This window comes from Citrobacter sp. CK189 (assembly GCF_030333505.1).
In the GTDB taxonomy this organism is placed as follows: Bacteria; Pseudomonadota; Gammaproteobacteria; order Enterobacterales; family Enterobacteriaceae; genus Citrobacter_B; species Citrobacter_B koseri.
In genome coordinates, this window is sequence record NZ_JAOWFV010000037.1 from 445,854 (window position 1) to 462,302 (window position 16,449).

A 16,449-nucleotide genomic window follows, 5' to 3' on the forward strand; every position below is an offset into this window, starting at 1 on the left:
TTGATTAAAAACAGAACAGCGCAGAAAAAAATGCCCCGCTTTCGCAGGGCATCATCACGATTACTCAACGGTAACCGATTTCGCCAGGTTACGCGGCTGGTCCACATCGGTGCCTTTGATCAGCGCAACGTGATACGCCAGCAGTTGCAGCGGAACGGTGTAGAAGATCGGTGCAATCACCTCTTCCACATGCGGCATCTCAATGATGTGCATGTTGTCGCTGCTGACAAAACCGGCATCCTGGTCGGCGAAGACGTACAACTGGCCGCCACGGGCGCGGACTTCTTCGATGTTGGATTTCAGTTTTTCCAGCAGTTCGTTGTTCGGCGCCACCACGATAACCGGCATATCTGCGTCGATCAGCGCCAGCGGGCCATGTTTCAGCTCACCTGCCGCATACGCTTCTGCGTGAATATAAGAGATCTCTTTCAGCTTCAGCGCGCCTTCCAGCGCGATCGGATACTGATCGCCACGGCCCAGGAACAGGGCATGGTGTTTGTCAGAGAAATCTTCCGCCAGCGCTTCGATACGCTTGTCCTGAGACAGCATCTGTTCGATACGGCTCGGCAGCGCCTGCAAACCGTGAACAATATCGTGCTCGATAGACGCATCCAGACCTTTCAGACGCGCCAGCTTCGCCACCAGCATCAGCAGAACGGTCAGCTGAGTGGTAAACGCTTTGGTGGAGGCCACGCCGATTTCAGTCCCGGCGTTGGTCATCATCGCCAGATCGGATTCACGCACCAGGGAAGAACCCGGAACGTTACAGATGGCGAGAGAACCCAGATAGCCCAGCTCTTTCGACAGGCGCAGACCGGCAAGGGTATCCGCCGTTTCGCCAGACTGAGACAGGGTGATCATCAGGCTGTTACGACGTACGGCAGATTTGCGATAGCGGAATTCAGAGGCGATTTCGACGTCGCACGGAATACCGGCCAGCGATTCAAACCAGTAGCGAGAGACCATACCGGAGTTATACGACGTGCCGCAGGCGATAATCTGAATATGTTCAACCTGAGACAGCAGTTCGTTCGCTTTTGGCCCCAGCTCGCTTAAATCCACTTCACCGTGGCTGATACGCCCGGTCAGCGTATTTTTAATCGCATTCGGCTGTTCGTAGATCTCTTTCTGCATGTAGTGACGGTAAATACCTTTATCGCCCGCATCATATTGCAGACTGGATTCGATATCCTGACGTTTCACTTCCGCGCCGGATTTATCGAAAATGGAGACCGAACGACGGGTCACTTCCGCAATATCGCCTTCTTCCAGGAAGATGAAGCGACGGGTTACCGGCAGCAGTGCCAGCTGGTCGGAAGCGATAAAGTTTTCGCCCATACCCAGACCGATAACCAGCGGACTGCCAGAGCGCGCCGCCAGCAGCGTATCCGGGTGACGGGTATCCATGATTACCGTGCCGTACGCACCGCGCAGTTGCGGAATCGCACGCATAACCGCTTCACGCAGCGTCCCGCCCTGTTCCAGCTCCCAGTGCACTAAGTGAGCAATCACTTCGGTGTCGGTCTCAGAAACGAAGGTATAACCACGCGCTTTTAGTTCTTCACGCAGTGGTTCATGGTTTTCGATGATGCCGTTATGCACCACCACAATGTGGTCAGAAACATGCGGATGCGCGTTTGCTTCCGAAGGTTCGCCGTGGGTCGCCCAGCGGGTGTGAGCAATACCAGTGCCGCCAGACAGAGGATGGTCTTCCGCTGCCTGAGCCAGCATCTGTACTTTACCAAGGCGACGCAGACGGGTCATGTGACCTTCCGCATCAACCACAGCCAGACCGGCAGAGTCATAACCACGGTATTCCAGACGACGTAAACCTTCGAGAAGGATTTCAGCTACATCACGTTGCGCGATAGCGCCAACAATTCCACACATAGTATTTAATTCCGATTTTGGCATTAAGCCTGTCGTTGTCGCTGACCTGTTAATACCCGTATTCCGGGCGCCCCGAGCCTTGTAGAGAGTGGGGCTATTTTTATAGGTACTGCTTTTGGGCGAGCGATATATCTTTATCGCCTCATCCCTCATCTGCCGGATGGCGCTTATGCTTATCCGGCCTACAGAACATCATCGAACGTAGGCTGGATAAGGCAAAGCCGCCATCCGGCAAAAAGACTTACTTCTTCTTCACCGGACGCTGCCAGCCCTGCTTATGCACCTGCGGCACGCGGCTTAACACCAGTTCGTTATCCGCGACATTGCGGGTAACGGTTGTGCCGGCGGCGATGGTCGCACCTTTACCCACGGTAACTGGTGCCACCAGTTGAGTATCAGAACCGACAAACACATCATCGCCAATAATCGTTTTGAATTTATTTGCGCCATCGTAGTTGCAGGTAATGGTGCCCGCGCCGATATTCACGTTGTCGCCAATTTCCGCATCACCCAGATAGCTCAGGTGGCCCGCTTTCGAACCTTTCCCCAGACGCGCTTTTTTCATTTCAACGAAGTTGCCGACATGAGCGCCTTCCCGCAGTTCCGCGCCAGGGCGCAGACGGGCAAACGGACCAATAGTACAGGCCGCTTCCAGGTGCGCATCTTCCACCACGCTGTACGGGCTGATGTCACAGTCATCGCCAATTACGCTGTTTTTAATAACGCAACCCGCGCCAATCTTCACGCGGTGACCCAGCGTGACGTTGCCTTCGATGATAACGTTAGTATCAATTTCAACATCGCGCCCGTGGGTGAGAGCGCCGCGCAGGTCAAAACGCGCGGGATCGCGCAGCATCACACCGGCCAGCAGCAGCTTTTCAGCCTGCTCGGACTGATAAACGCGTTCCAGACGAGAGAGTTGCAGACGGTTGTTTACGCCTTCCACTTCGCTTAAACGATCCGGGTGTACAGCAGCGATTTCGCGGCCTTCCTGATACGCCAGCGCAATGATGTCGGTAATGTAATATTCACCCTGAGCATTATTGTTGGTCAGTTTCGCCAGCCAGCGCTTCATGTCCGCACCATTAGCGATCAGGATACCGGTATTAATTTCCTGGATCTGACGCTGTTCGTCGGTGGCATCTTTATGCTCAACGATGCCGGTCACTTTACCGTTCTCACGCGTAATACGACCGTAACCGCTCGGATCATCCAGCTTCACGGTTAACAAACCAATGCCGCCCTGCGGTTTGGCGTCACGCAGACGCTGTAAGGTTTCCACAGAGATCAGCGGCACATCGCCATAGAGCATTAAAATGTCTTCGTCATCGCTAAAGAACGGCGCCGCCTGCTGCATCGCATGACCCGTCCCCAGTTGCTCTGCCTGCAAAACCCAGTTCAGGTTGTCATTTTTAAGGGTGTTTTTAAGCAGATCGCCGCCGTGACCATAGACCAGATGCACCTGAGATGCGCCTAATTCATTAGCGGCATCAATGACATGCTGAACCATCGCTTTTCCCGCAAGGGTATGCAGCACTTTAGGAAGATCGGAATACATACGCGTGCCTTTGCCTGCGGCAAGGATCACTACGCTCATAGCACTATTCAACATACGCGTCCTGACTGTAATTTGAGAACGAATTTATACCGTTTCACATTGAAAATACTACATTTTTTTCATCGTGAAATGGGTAGAAGAGAAAACGCTCAACGCGGGGTTTTCACCGCTTGTTAATGGGATATTTTCGTTCATCACCCTGCCTTTTGTCTTCAGAAAAGTCAGACTTACCTTTCATTAAAGGCTTAGGTTAATGTTTTTGCTATTTTTTTGACCCATGAATAAAGATGAGACAGCACGGAATAACATTCAGGCAAAAAAAAACCAGCCTGATTTCAGACTGGTTTTTATGCTTTCAAGCCGGTGTTACATCGCTTTTTTGGTCAACTCGATAACGCGCAGTTTGGCGATCGCTTTGGCCAGTTCCGCAGATGCCTGAGCGTAATCCACGTCACCATGAGAGCTCTTAATGCGCTCTTCAGCCTTACGTTTCGCTTCCAGAGCTCGCGCTTCGTCGAGATCCTGGCCGCGAATCGCGGTATCAGCCAGTACGGTCACACTGCCAGGCTGCACTTCAAGAATGCCGCCAGACAGGTAGATAAACTCTTCATGACCGAACTGTTTAACGATGCGGATCATACCAGGCTTAATGGCGGTGAGCAGCGGCGCGTGGCCCGGGTAAATACCCAGTTCACCTTCACTACCCGTTACCTGGATTTTTTCGACCAGACCAGAGAACATTTGTTGCTCTGCGCTGACGACGTCCAGGTGGTAAGTCATTGCCATATCACCCTCCGATTAAGGCGTTAAAGTTTTTTGGCTTTTTCCACGGCTTCGTCGATGGAACCGACCATGTAGAACGCCTGCTCCGGCAGGTGATCGTATTCGCCTTCCATGATGCCTTTAAAGCCACGGATGGTGTCTTTCAGGGAGACGTATTTACCCGGAGAACCGGTAAATACTTCTGCCACGAAGAACGGCTGGGACAGGAAGCGCTGGATCTTACGTGCGCGAGCTACCACCAGTTTGTCTTCTTCAGACAGTTCATCCATACCCAGGATGGCGATGATGTCTTTCAGTTCCTGGTAACGTTGCAGGATAGACTGTACGCCACGCGCGGTGTCGTAGTGCTCCTGACCAACAACCAGCGGGTCCAGCTGACGGCTGGTGGAATCCAGCGGGTCAACGGCCGGGTAGATACCCAGAGACGCAATCTGACGGCTCAGTACCACGGTTGCGTCAAGGTGCGCAAAGGTGGTGGCTGGAGACGGGTCAGTCAGGTCATCCGCAGGTACGTATACCGCCTGTACGGAAGTGATAGAACCGGTTTTGGTGGAGGTGATACGTTCTTGCAGAACACCCATCTCTTCCGCCAGGGTCGGCTGGTAGCCTACCGCTGAAGGCATACGACCCAGCAGTGCGGATACTTCCGTACCGGCCAGGGTGTAACGGTAGATGTTGTCGACGAACAGCAGAACGTCACGACCTTCGTCACGGAATTTCTCCGCCATGGTCAGGCCGGTCAGCGCAACGCGCAGACGGTTTCCCGGCGGCTCGTTCATCTGGCCGTAAACCAGGGATACTTTGTCGATAACGTTGGAGTCGGTCATTTCGTGGTAGAAGTCGTTACCCTCACGAGTACGTTCACCTACGCCCGCAAACACGGAGTAACCGGAATGTTCGATCGCGATGTTACGGATCAGCTCCATCATGTTTACGGTTTTACCTACACCCGCACCACCGAACAGACCCACTTTACCGCCCTTCGCGAACGGACACATCAGGTCGATAACTTTGATACCGGTTTCCAGCAGTTCCTGAGAGTTTGACAACTCTTCGTAGGACGGTGCCGCACGGTGGATAGCCCAACGCTCTTCTTCACCGATCTCGCCTTTCATATCTACTGGTTCGCCCAGTACGTTCATGATACGACCCAGCGTTGCTTTACCTACCGGGACTTCGATCGGGTGCTCAAGGTCTTTCACATCCAGACCACGACGCAGGCCGTCGGAAGAACCCATGGCGATGGTACGTACGATACCGCCACCGAGCTGCTGCTGAACTTCCAGCACCAGATGTTCATTACCATTCTGCACCTCAAGGGCGTCGTACACGCGCGGTACGGCATCCTGAGGGAACTCGACGTCAACTACGGCGCCGATTACCTGGACAATTTTTCCAGTAGCCATCTTGAATCCTCTACGAATTAACCTGGTTATACCGCGGATGCACCACCGACGATTTCGGTGAGTTCCTGAGTAATGCTGGCCTGACGAGCTTTGTTGTATACCAACTGCAACTCTTTAATCAGGCTACCGCCATTGTCGGTCGCGGCTTTCATCGCCACCATACGTGCGGCCTGCTCGCTGGCCAGGTTTTCTACCACGCCCTGATAAACCTGAGATTCCACATAGCGACGCAGGAGGGTATCCAGCAGCGCTTTCGGATCGGGTTCGTACAGGTAATCCCAGGTTTTACGTTTCAGTTCATCATCTTCTGAAGCCGGTAACGGCAGCAGCTGAGTGATAGTCGGAACCTGAGACATGGTGTTAATAAATTTGTTGCTGACAATGTAAAGCTTGTCCAGACGGCCTTCATCATAGGCCTGCAACATCACTTTTACCGGGCCGATCAGTTCGGACAGGGATGGGTTATCCCCCATACCCGTCACCTGGGCGACAACATTGCCACCTACGGAACTAAAGAAAGACACGCCTTTAGAGCCGATCATTGCGAGGTCGCACTGAACGCCTTTATCGGACCATGCTTTCATATCCGCCAGCAGTTTCTTGAACAGGTTAATGTTCAAGCCACCGCACAGACCACGGTCGGTCGACACCACCAGGTAGCCCACGCGCTTAACGTCGCGTTCTTCCAGATAGGGGTGCTTATATTCCAGATTACCGTTCGCAAGGTGACCAATCACTTTGCGCATGGTATCTGCATAAGGACGGCTGGCCGCCATGCGATCCTGCGATTTACGCATTTTGGAAGCGGCGACCATCTCCATCGCTTTAGTGATCTTTTGCGTGTTCTGGACGCTTGCGATCTTACTACGTATCTCTTTTGCGCCGGCCATGAGCTTCTCCTCAATGCCTTGCGGCCTGCCTTAAGGCAGGCCACCAGACGTTACCAGGACTGGGTTGCTTTGAAGGAATCGAGGATGCCTTTCAGCTTGCCTTCGATTTCGTCGTTATAGCCACCGGACTGGTTGATCTCTTGCATCAACGGAGCGTGATCACGGTCGACGTAAGCCAGCAGAGCGGCTTCGAAGCTACCGATTTTCGCCAGTTCTACATCCGCCAGATAACCACGTTCTGCCGCGAACAGAACCAGAGACTGCTGCGCAACGGACATCGGCGCATACTGTTTCTGTTTCAGCAGTTCAGTCACTTTCTGACCGTGGTCAAGCTGTTTACGGGTTGCATCGTCAAGGTCAGATGCAAACTGGGAGAACGCCGCCAGTTCACGATACTGTGCCAGCGCGGTACGGATACCACCGGACAGTTTCTTCATGATCTTGGTCTGCGCTGCACCACCAACACGGGATACGGAGATACCCGGGTTAACCGCAGGACGAATACCAGAGTTAAACAGGTTGGTTTCCAGGAAGATCTGACCATCGGTAATAGAAATTACGTTGGTCGGAACGAACGCAGAAACGTCACCCGCCTGGGTTTCGATAATCGGCAGCGCAGTCAGAGAACCGGTTTTCCCTTTCACTTCACCTTTCGTGAAGGCTTCAACGTATTCAACGTTAACACGCGCAGCACGCTCCAGCAGACGAGAGTGGAGGTAGAATACGTCGCCCGGGAATGCTTCACGTCCTGGCGGACGACGGAGCAGCAGGGAGATCTGACGATAAGCAACAGCCTGTTTGGACAGGTCATCGTAGATGATCAGCGCATCTTCGCCGCGATCGCGGAAGTATTCGCCCATTGCGCAACCGGCATACGGCGCCAGGTATTGCAGTGCGGCAGATTCAGATGCGGTTGCAACCACAACGATGGTATTTTGCAGCGCGCCGTGTTCTTCCAGCTTACGAACCACGTTAGAGATGGTGGACGCTTTCTGGCCGATAGCCACGTAGACGCACTTGATGCCGGAATCACGCTGGTTGATGATGGCGTCGATTGCCAGAGCGGTTTTACCGGTCTGACGGTCACCGATGATCAATTCACGCTGACCACGACCGATTGGGATCATGGAGTCAACGGCTTTATAACCCGTCTGAACTGGCTGATCAACGGACTGACGTTCGATTACGCCCGGCGCGATAGCTTCAACAGCAGAGAAGCCGTCGTGCTCAACCGGACCTTTACCGTCGATTGGCGCGCCCAGGGTGTTAACCACACGGCCCAGCAGGCCACGGCCAACCGGAACTTCCAGGATACGGCCAGTACATTTAACCTTCATGCCTTCGGCAAGGTCAGCGTACGGACCCATCACAACCGCACCTACAGAGTCGCGCTCCAGGTTCAGTGCGATAGCGTAACGGTTACCCGGCAGGGAGATCATTTCACCCTGCATACAATCGGCCAGGCCGTGAATGCGGATAACACCGTCACTTACAGAAACAATAGTACCTTCGTTGTGAGCTTCACTCACAACATTGAACTGAGCAATGCGCTGCTTGATCAGTTCGCTGATTTCGGTGGAATTCAGTTGCATGCTCCAGTCCCCTTAAGACTGCAAGACGTCTGCAAGGCGTTCAAGACGGCCGCGTACGCTGCCATCAATGACCATATCACCCGCTCGGATGATAACGCCTGCCATTACAGACTTATCGATTTTGCAATTCAGCTTAACTTTGCGTGACAGACGTTTTTCCATCGCAGCGCTAATTTTCGCAAGCTGTTCTTCACTCAATGCGGTGGCGGAAGTTACCTCAACTTCAGAGGTGGACTCACTCGCGGCGCGCAGGTGAATAAACTGCTCCAGAACATCCGGGAGCGCGTTCAGACGATTATTTTCAGCCATCACCCGAATCAGGTTCTGACCGTTTTCGTCCAGCTGCTCACCGCAGACTGCGATAAACGACTCAGCGAGCGTTTCCGGCGCCAGCGCGCCAGAGAGAAGCTCTGCCATTTGTTCGTTCTTGGTTACCTCGGCGGCAAACGCCAGCATGTCCTGCCAGCGTTCTACACTTTGGTGTTCGACGGCAAAGTCAAAAGCTGCTTTGGCGTAGGGGCGAGCTACCGTAACAAATTCAGACATCAGCCCCTCCCTCCTTACAGTTCAGCGACAAGTTTGTCCACGATGTCGCTGTTAGCAGCTTCATCCACGGAACGTTCGATGATCTTCTCGGCGCCAGCAACAGCCAGGATAGCAACTTGCTTACGCAGCTCTTCACGGGCACGTTTACGCTCGGCGTCAATTTCCGCCTGCGCCTGGGCCACGATTTTAGTACGTTCCTGCTCTGCTTCAGTTTTGGCTTCATCCAGGATCTGAGCGCGACGTTTGTTCGCCTGCTCAATGATTACCTGAGCTTCCGCCTTCGCTTTTTTCAGCTGGTCGGTCGCGCTGGCCTTTGCAAGGTCAAGGTCCTTATGTGCTCGTTCTGCGGAAGCAAGACCGTCAGCAATTTCTTTTTGACGTTTTTCGATGGCAGCCATTAACGGCGGCCATACGTACTTCATGCAGAACAGAACGAACAGGACAAACGCGATGGCCTGGCCGAGGATTGTTGCGTTAAGATTCACAGCACAATGCCTCTATCTAGTTAACGTTCTGATATTGCTCTTAATTCAAGCAACGCTTACTACGCGACAGCGAACATCACGTACAGACCCAGACCTACAGCGATCATCGGGATAGCATCCACCAGACCCATAACGATAAAGAACTGAGTACGCAGCAGAGGAATCAGATCAGGTTGACGCGCTGCGCCTTCCAGGAATTTACCCCCGAGGATGCCGATACCGATCGCAGCACCGATTGCCGCCAGACCCATCATCACAGCGGCAGCCATGTACAGCAGATCCATATTCAGGTTTTCCATGACAGTCTCCAGTTTGTTTCAGTTAAAACGTAGTAGTGTTGGTAAAATTAATGCTCTTCAGACGCCATCGACAGATAGACAATCGTCAGAACCATGAAGATGAAGGCTTGCAGCGTAATGATCAGGATGTGGAAAATGGCCCACGGCACATTCAGAATCCACTGTGACCACCACGGCAACAGACCAGCAATCAGAATGAAAATCAGCTCACCGGCATACATGTTGCCGAACAGTCGCAGACCGAGTGATACCGGTTTGGACAGCAGACTTACCCCTTCAAGGATTAAGTTGACAGGGATGAACGCCCAGTGATTGAACGGCTGTAGCGTCAACTCTTTCGTGAAGCCGCCGATGCCTTTCATTTTGATGCTGTAGAACAGAATGAGGATAAATACGCCCAGCGCCATCGACAGGGTGATGTTCACGTCAGCGGACGGAACGACACGCAGTGCCGGCAGACCGAAGATATGCTCGCCGATATACGGCAGCAGATCGATAGGCAGTAAGTCCATCAGGTTCATCAGGAATACCCAGACGAAGATCGTCAGGGCCAGCGGCGCAATCAGCTTGCTTTTGCCATGGTACATGTCTTTCACGCTACCATGCACAAAGCCGATGACCAGCTCAATCGCGGTCTGAAATTTACCTGGTACGCCGCTGGTCGCCTTTTTGGCTACGCTGCGGAACATAAGCAGGAACAACAGACCCAGCACCACCGAGAAGAACATGGAGTCAATATTGAGCGTCCAGAAGGTGGCTGGGGGGTTATGCGGATCCACCAGCGAGAATGTACGCAGGTCCAGCTGAAGGTTGTTCAGATGGTGTCCTATGTAATCCTGCGGCGTCATATTTTCTGAAGCCATGATGCCTTTTACCCTTTGTTGTTAATTACAGCCGGCGCCAGTATCTGAACCACCAGCACCAAAACCCACGTAACGATCAGCGGCAAAAATACCGCCTTAAAAACCGCCAACGCCACCACCAGTAGAACCAGCATCGCTAACACCTTGAAGGCTTCGCCGAAGGCGAATGACCAGGCCACGCGGCCTTTCGCAGGTGTATGCGCCTGGTGACGCCAGGCAAATATCATAAACAACATGTTAGGCAGCAACACTGCCAGGCCTCCGCATAAGGCGGAAGCGCCCCAGAAGGGGTCTTTGAGGCTAAACAGCAATCCACTTGCTATTACCGCCAGAAGCTGAATGAACAGAAGCTTACGAGCAACGTTTCGACTCAAGAGCGACACAGACATCACGTTTTTACTCCTGCTCCCTTCGAGGTATGCCGCGTGTCGTATAAAACGTTCTTTAAGGCTTAGAGTCAAGCATCAAAAAGCGGTCAAATTATACGGTGCGCCCTCGTGATTTCAAACAATAAGTAGCTAAAAGGTGAATAAATGTTTAAATATTTTTCCCTGGTGCACATTTATCACTTTTCATCAAACTGTGAACGATCATGCAAAACTGCAAATGGCGCGTAAATACTGGTGATAAAGCGTGCTTCGGATCACATATTGAGCATATTCGCCCCGGCAGTATTTATTTACTTGGCAAATGATGCCTTTTCATCTTTCTGATATTTAAGCCTAAAATCACTCACTATTTAAAAAACACCCGGTTACAAGCCAAAAACCATTCATTGACATTTATAATAAAAATTCAACATACCTGAGTGATTCTTAGGTTCAATTTTTAGCAACCTGATATTTTCAATGTTGATTAATTCATTTTTTAATAAAAAGAGCTACGTTGTAGCAATGATACAAAACGGTGAACTCATGGTTAACAGTAACAAGGTATAACTATTCGTTACCTCGCGATTGTTAACACGCGAGCGCCCGTTTTTTTTCTATTTTTTTTGATAAAAATTAAATTTTGTTTGGCTTAATGACCACCAAATGACGTTCGCCTTCCAGCTGCGGGACACGCAGTTTAACCACGGACTCGACGCTGAACGCCGCAGGCAGTGAGGCGATTTCCTCTTCCGGCAACTGACCCTTTAACGCATAAAAGCGGCCATTTTCCCCCGGCAGGTGGCGACACCAGCTCAACATGTCATCGAGAGAGGCGAATGCACGGCTGATCACGCCATCAAACGGCGGCTCAGAAGGGAACTCCTCGACGCGGCTCTGCACTGGCGTAATATTTTCCAGCTTGAGTTCGTGCTGAACCTGGCGCAGAAAGCGTACCCGCTTGCCCAGGCTATCCAGCAGCGTGAAATGCGATTCAGGACGGACAATGGAGAGCGGGATCCCCGGCAGCCCCGGTCCCGTACCGACGTCAATAAAACGCTCCCCTTGCAGGTGCGGCGCTACAACGATGCTGTCCAGAATATGGCGTACCAGCATCTCGTTAGGATCCCGCACTGACGTCAGGTTGTAGGCTTTGTTCCATTTGTGCAGCATATCGACATACGCAATCAGCTGATTTTTCTGGTGATCGGTAAGCGAAATGCCTGCTTCATCCAGCAGACGGGAGAGTTTGTTAAGCACGGTCGTTACCTGTTAATAATCAAATGCCCGATGCGCTTTCGCTTATCGGGCCTACAAATTTGTAGGGCGGGCAAGCGAAGCGCCCCCGCCAAATTAGTGTTATCAAGCGCTGCGACGCAGCATTCCCTGTTTCTTCAGCCACACCAGCAAAATTGAAATCGCCGCGGGCGTAACGCCGGAAATGCGCGACGCCTGACCGATAGAGACCGGTTTGTGATCGTTCAGCTTGGCGATAACTTCATTCGACAGACCAGAAACCTGGCGATAATCCAGCGTTGCAGGCAGCAATGTGTTCTCGTTACGCTGCTGTTTTTCGATCTCATCCTGCTGACGGGCGATATAGCCTTCGTATTTTACCTGAATCTCAACCTGCTCAGCGGCCTGCGCATCATCAAGACCCGGAGCGAACGGCGTCAGCGAAGTCAGCTGCGCGTAGGTCATTTCCGGGCGACGCAGCAGATCTTCGCCGCTGGCTTCACGCGACAGCGGCGCAGTCAGGTGAGCGTTCACTTCGCCGGCCGATTCCGCCGACGGCGTTACCCAGGTGGATTTCAGACGCTGACGTTCGCGTTCGATATTCTCCAGCTTCTCGTTGAAGCGCGCCCAGCGCTCATCATCCACCAGGCCCAGCTCGCGGCCCATTTCCGTCAGACGCAGGTCGGCGTTATCTTCACGCAACATCAGGCGGTATTCCGCGCGGGAGGTAAACATGCGGTACGGTTCTTTGGTGCCCAGCGTGCAAAGATCGTCCACCAGCACGCCGAGGTAAGCCTGAAAACGCGCAGGCGCCCAGCCTTCTTTGTCCGCAGACAGACGGGCGGCGTTCAGACCGGCGAGCAAACCTTGCGCGGCCGCTTCTTCGTAACCTGTCGTCCCGTTGATTTGCCCGGCGAAGAACAATCCCTGGATAAATTTGCTCTCCAGCGTTGGTTTCAGGTCGCGCGGATCGAAGAAATCGTACTCAATGGCATAACCTGGACGCACAATTTTCGCGTTTTCCATCCCCTGCATTGAGCGGACGATCTGCATCTGCACATCGAACGGCAGGCTGGTGGAGATACCGTTCGGGTAAATTTCGTTAGAGGTCAGTCCTTCCGGTTCCAGGAAGATCTGATGTTGGTTGCGATCGGCAAAGCGCATGACTTTATCTTCGATCGACGGGCAGTAACGCGGGCCGATCCCTTCGATCACACCGGCATACATTGGGCTGCGATCGAGGTTGTTGCGGATCACATCATGGGTTTTTTCGTTGGTATGCGTGATGTAGCACGGCACCTGCTGCGGATGCTGGGACGCGTTGCCCATGAACGAGAACACAGGCATCGGGTTATCGCCGTGCTGCTGCGCCAGTACGCTGAAATCAATGGTGCGCGCATCAATACGCGGCGGCGTACCGGTTTTCAGACGACTGACGCGCAGCGGAAGTTCACGCAGGCGACGAGACAGTGGAATGGATGGCGGATCGCCAGCACGGCCGCCGCTGTAGTTATCCAGACCAATATGAATTTTGCCGTCAAGGAAAGTCCCGACGGTGAGAACCACCGCTTTAGCCCGGAATTTCAGGCCCATCTGGGTAACTGCGCCCACGACGCGATCGTTTTCAACAATCAGATCTTCGACCGCCTGCTGGAAGATCATCAGGTTCGGCTGATTCTCCAGCGCAGTACGCACCGCCTGGCGATATAGCACGCGATCCGCCTGTGCGCGAGTTGCACGAACGGCCGGACCTTTGCTTGCGTTTAGTATCCTAAACTGGATACCCGCCTTGTCGATCGCTTTCGCCATCAGCCCACCGAGCGCATCCACTTCTTTTACCAGGTGTCCCTTCCCAATACCGCCAATGGCCGGGTTGCAGCTCATTTGCCCCAGCGTGTCGATATTGTGTGTCAAAAGCAGGGTCTGTTGCCCCATACGCGCTGCGGCCATTGCGGCCTCAGTGCCTGCATGACCCCCGCCAATGATGATGACGTCAAAAGGATCCGGATAAAACATGGTAATTGCCTCGCATACGGCGGTGTGAAAGTGGATTGAAGCCCGGGTCGTGGATTCTACTCAACTTTAGCCGCTGGAGAAAGTCCCGGGATCCTGGGTATTAAAAAGAAGATCTTTTTATTTAGAGATCTGTTTTATTGTGATCTCTTATTAGGATCGCGATTGTCTGTGGATAACCAGGATCCGCTGAATAAGATCAACAAGTTGTTGAGGATCATTAGCTGTGAATGATCGGTGATCCTGGCCCGTATAAGCTGGGATCAGAATGAAGGGTTATGCACAACTCAAAAACTGAACACCGGTTGTTCTTTGGATAACTACTGGTTGATCCAAGCTTCTTACCAGAGTTATCCACACTCGATCGCACGATCTTTACACTATTTTGAGTAAATTAATCCAGGATCCCAGCCAAACCTCTGCCGGATCTTCAGGAATATCGTGTTCAAGGATGTTGATCTTGAGGGGTTCCCCGATCGGTTTTGCGCCTGATGTCTTGAGCGCGGCCTCTATTTTATCGATGGCGCCGCAGAATGTGTCATATTCACGACTTCCGATGCCGATGGCGCCGAAACGAACCTGAGAAAGATCGGGGTTCTGCGACTGAAGCGCTTCATAGAAAGGAGCAAGGTTATCCGGGATATCGCCCGCGCCATGCGTGGAGCTGATAACCAGCCAGGTTCCTGACGCTGACAGATCCTCTAATAGCGGACCGTGCAAGGTTTCGGTTGAAAAACCTGCATCTTCCAGCTTTTCAGCCAGATGTTCTGCAACATATTCGGCACCGCCAAGGGTGCTGCCGCTGATAAGAGTAATGTCTGCCATACGAGCCCATCCTTATAAAGAGGGGCTATTGTACGCTGTGAGCGAGCTGGGATCTACCTGTGGAAAAATGTGGGATTAAAAAAGCCGATCACGGCCGGATAGTACGCATGATCGGGTTTTGCAGGGAGATCAATGTCTCGGTGGACTGAATTTCATCAATTGTTTGGATCTTGTTGATAAGTACCTGTTGCAGGGCGTCGATGGATCGACACATAACCTTAATAAAGATGCTGTAGTGGCCGGTGGTGTAATACGCTTCGGTCACTTCGTCCAGGCTTTCGAGCTTCGCCAGCGCGGATGGGTAGTCTTTCGCGCTTTTTAAAATAATGCCGATAAAACAGCAGACGTCGTATCCGAGCTGTTTTGGACTGACGTCAATCCGCGCGCCGGTAATGATCCCCGCCTGCTTCATTTTTTCTACGCGAACGTGAATCGTCCCCGGGCTGACGCTAAATTGTTTGGCCAGTTCAGCGTATGCCGTACGCGCATTTGCCATTAACGCTTCCAGGATGCCGCGATCCAGATTGTCGATCTGATAATTTTCCATAGGTTTTTCTTATGTAGATTAGTGATTCACTCTATTTTAGCGTCTTATTTTATCGAATCAAAAGTGAAGTCGGCTTTTTGTTTGTGGATTATTGAATATCACCCTCAATCTGTTGCTTAATCATAGGCAACAGGACGCAGGAGTATACAAAATGAAAACCGCTTACATCGCCAAACAACGTCAAATTAGCTTCGTGAAATCTCACTTCTCCCGTCAACTGGAGGAGCGTCTGGGTCTGATTGAAGTTCAGGCGCCGATCCTTAGCCGCGTAGGAGATGGCACGCAGGATAACTTGTCGGGCTGTGAAAAAGCGGTACAGGTAAAAGTGAAAGCGTTGCCGGATGCCCAGTTTGAAGTGGTGCATTCACTGGCAAAGTGGAAACGCCAGACGCTGGGACAACACGACTTCAGCGCGGGTGAAGGGCTGTACACGCACATGAAAGCCCTTCGCCCTGACGAAGACCGCCTCTCCCCGCTCCACTCCGTCTATGTCGACCAGTGGGACTGGGAACGCGTTATGGGCGACGGTGAGCGTCAATTCGCCACCCTGAAAAGCACGGTAGAGGCTATCTGGGAAGGCATTAAGGCAACCGAAGCTGCGGTAAGCAAAGAATTTGGTCTGGCGCCGTTCTTGCCGGAGCAGATCCACTTTGTTCACAGCCAGGAGCTGCTGGCACGTTACCCGGATCTGGATGCGAAAGGGCGCGAACGCGCTATCGCGAAAGAGCTTGGCGCCGTTTTCCTGGTCGGTATCGGCGGGAAACTGAGTGACGGTAAACGCCACGACGTGCGTGCGCCGGATTATGATGACTGGAGTTCTGCTTCTGATCTGGGCCATGCTGGTCTGAACGGCGATATCCTGGTCTGGAACCCGGTACTGGAAGATGCGTTTGAGCTTTCCTCAATGGGGATCCGTGTCGACGCCGATGCGCTGAAACGCCAGCTTGCTCTGACCGGAGATGAAGATCGCCTGAGTCTGGAGTGGCACCAGGCGCTGCTGCGCGGCGAGATGCCGCAAACGATCGGCGGCGGTATTGGTCAGTCTCGCCTGACGATGCTGCTGCTGCAACTGCCGCACATTGGTCAGGTTCAGTGCGGCGTGTGGCCTGCGCAGGTTCGTGAAAGCGTCGCTTCCCTGCTGTAATTCT

16 protein-coding genes are annotated in these 16,449 nt (G+C 52.7%); 1 reads left to right on the forward strand and 15 read right to left on the reverse strand.

The features are described 5' to 3' along the window. Nucleotides 1-60 precede the first annotated feature (60 nt). The 15 genes from glmS to asnC all read right to left on the reverse strand — a co-directional run bounded on the left by glmS (nucleotide 61) and on the right by asnC (nucleotide 15,301). Complete coding sequence (glmS, locus tag OGV83_RS09875) at nucleotides 61-1,890, reverse strand: glutamine--fructose-6-phosphate transaminase (isomerizing) (protein WP_012000825.1); 1,830 nt, start codon at nucleotides 1,888-1,890, stop codon at nucleotides 61-63. A gap of 241 nt (nucleotides 1,891-2,131) precedes the next feature. Continuing rightward, nucleotides 2,132-3,502 (reverse strand): bifunctional UDP-N-acetylglucosamine diphosphorylase/glucosamine-1-phosphate N-acetyltransferase GlmU, encoded by a 1,371-nt coding sequence (gene glmU / locus OGV83_RS09880; RefSeq protein WP_058668322.1) that lies wholly within the window; start codon nucleotides 3,500-3,502, stop codon nucleotides 2,132-2,134. Between the two features lie 312 nt (nucleotides 3,503-3,814). Further along, on the reverse strand, nucleotides 3,815-4,234 hold the full coding sequence (locus OGV83_RS09885; RefSeq protein ID WP_012000828.1) for a F0F1 ATP synthase subunit epsilon: 420 nt from the start codon (nucleotides 4,232-4,234) through the stop codon (nucleotides 3,815-3,817). A 20-nt stretch (nucleotides 4,235-4,254) separates the two neighbouring features. Further along, nucleotides 4,255-5,637 carry a F0F1 ATP synthase subunit beta gene (atpD, locus tag OGV83_RS09890; protein WP_012000829.1) on the reverse strand — a complete coding sequence of 461 codons (1,383 nt, stop codon included), beginning with the start codon at nucleotides 5,635-5,637 and terminating at the stop codon, nucleotides 4,255-4,257. Nucleotides 5,638-5,663: 26 nt separating this feature from the next. Continuing rightward, the gene (gene atpG / locus OGV83_RS09895; RefSeq protein ID WP_047460091.1) at nucleotides 5,664-6,527 is read right to left on the reverse strand and encodes a F0F1 ATP synthase subunit gamma; all 864 of its coding nucleotides are present in this window, start codon (nucleotides 6,525-6,527) and stop codon (nucleotides 5,664-5,666) included. A gap of 50 nt (nucleotides 6,528-6,577) precedes the next feature. Further along, nucleotides 6,578-8,119 carry a F0F1 ATP synthase subunit alpha gene (gene atpA, locus OGV83_RS09900; protein ID WP_012000831.1) on the reverse strand — a complete coding sequence of 514 codons (1,542 nt, stop codon included), beginning with the start codon at nucleotides 8,117-8,119 and terminating at the stop codon, nucleotides 6,578-6,580. 12 nt (nucleotides 8,120-8,131) lie between these two features. After that, on the reverse strand, nucleotides 8,132-8,665 hold the full coding sequence (gene atpH, locus OGV83_RS09905) for a F0F1 ATP synthase subunit delta (protein ID WP_012000833.1): 534 nt from the start codon (nucleotides 8,663-8,665) through the stop codon (nucleotides 8,132-8,134). 14 nt (nucleotides 8,666-8,679) lie between these two features. Continuing rightward, complete coding sequence (gene atpF / locus OGV83_RS09910) at nucleotides 8,680-9,150, reverse strand: F0F1 ATP synthase subunit B (protein WP_003827022.1); 471 nt, start codon at nucleotides 9,148-9,150, stop codon at nucleotides 8,680-8,682. 59 nt (nucleotides 9,151-9,209) lie between these two features. Beyond that, entirely contained in the window at nucleotides 9,210-9,449 is a 240-nt protein-coding gene (gene atpE / locus OGV83_RS09915; protein ID WP_000429386.1) for a F0F1 ATP synthase subunit C, read from the reverse strand. A 47-nt stretch (nucleotides 9,450-9,496) separates the two neighbouring features. After that, nucleotides 9,497-10,312 carry a F0F1 ATP synthase subunit A gene (atpB, locus tag OGV83_RS09920; protein WP_047460083.1) on the reverse strand — a complete coding sequence of 272 codons (816 nt, stop codon included), beginning with the start codon at nucleotides 10,310-10,312 and terminating at the stop codon, nucleotides 9,497-9,499. 8 nt (nucleotides 10,313-10,320) lie between these two features. Continuing rightward, nucleotides 10,321-10,701, reverse strand: coding sequence for a F0F1 ATP synthase subunit I (gene atpI, locus OGV83_RS09925; protein ID WP_012131096.1), 381 nt, complete (start codon nucleotides 10,699-10,701; stop codon nucleotides 10,321-10,323). A gap of 615 nt (nucleotides 10,702-11,316) precedes the next feature. Further along, nucleotides 11,317-11,940, reverse strand: a complete 624-nt coding sequence (rsmG, locus tag OGV83_RS09930; protein WP_047460080.1) for a 16S rRNA (guanine(527)-N(7))-methyltransferase RsmG — start codon at nucleotides 11,938-11,940, stop codon at nucleotides 11,317-11,319. A 102-nt stretch (nucleotides 11,941-12,042) separates the two neighbouring features. Beyond that, nucleotides 12,043-13,932: a tRNA uridine-5-carboxymethylaminomethyl(34) synthesis enzyme MnmG gene (mnmG, locus tag OGV83_RS09935; protein WP_286463510.1), complete on the reverse strand. Its 1,890-nt coding sequence runs from the start codon at nucleotides 13,930-13,932 to the stop codon at nucleotides 12,043-12,045. Nucleotides 13,933-14,304: 372 nt separating this feature from the next. After that, on the reverse strand, nucleotides 14,305-14,754 hold the full coding sequence (gene mioC / locus OGV83_RS09940) for an FMN-binding protein MioC (protein ID WP_200074121.1): 450 nt from the start codon (nucleotides 14,752-14,754) through the stop codon (nucleotides 14,305-14,307). Between the two features lie 88 nt (nucleotides 14,755-14,842). Further along, entirely contained in the window at nucleotides 14,843-15,301 is a 459-nt protein-coding gene (gene asnC / locus OGV83_RS09945; protein WP_012131100.1) for a transcriptional regulator AsnC, read from the reverse strand. 151 nt (nucleotides 15,302-15,452) lie between these two features. Between asnC and asnA the strand changes: the two genes are divergently transcribed. After that, entirely contained in the window at nucleotides 15,453-16,445 is a 993-nt protein-coding gene (gene asnA / locus OGV83_RS09950; protein WP_024130086.1) for an aspartate--ammonia ligase, read from the forward strand. The last annotated feature ends 4 nt before the right edge of the window (nucleotides 16,446-16,449 follow it).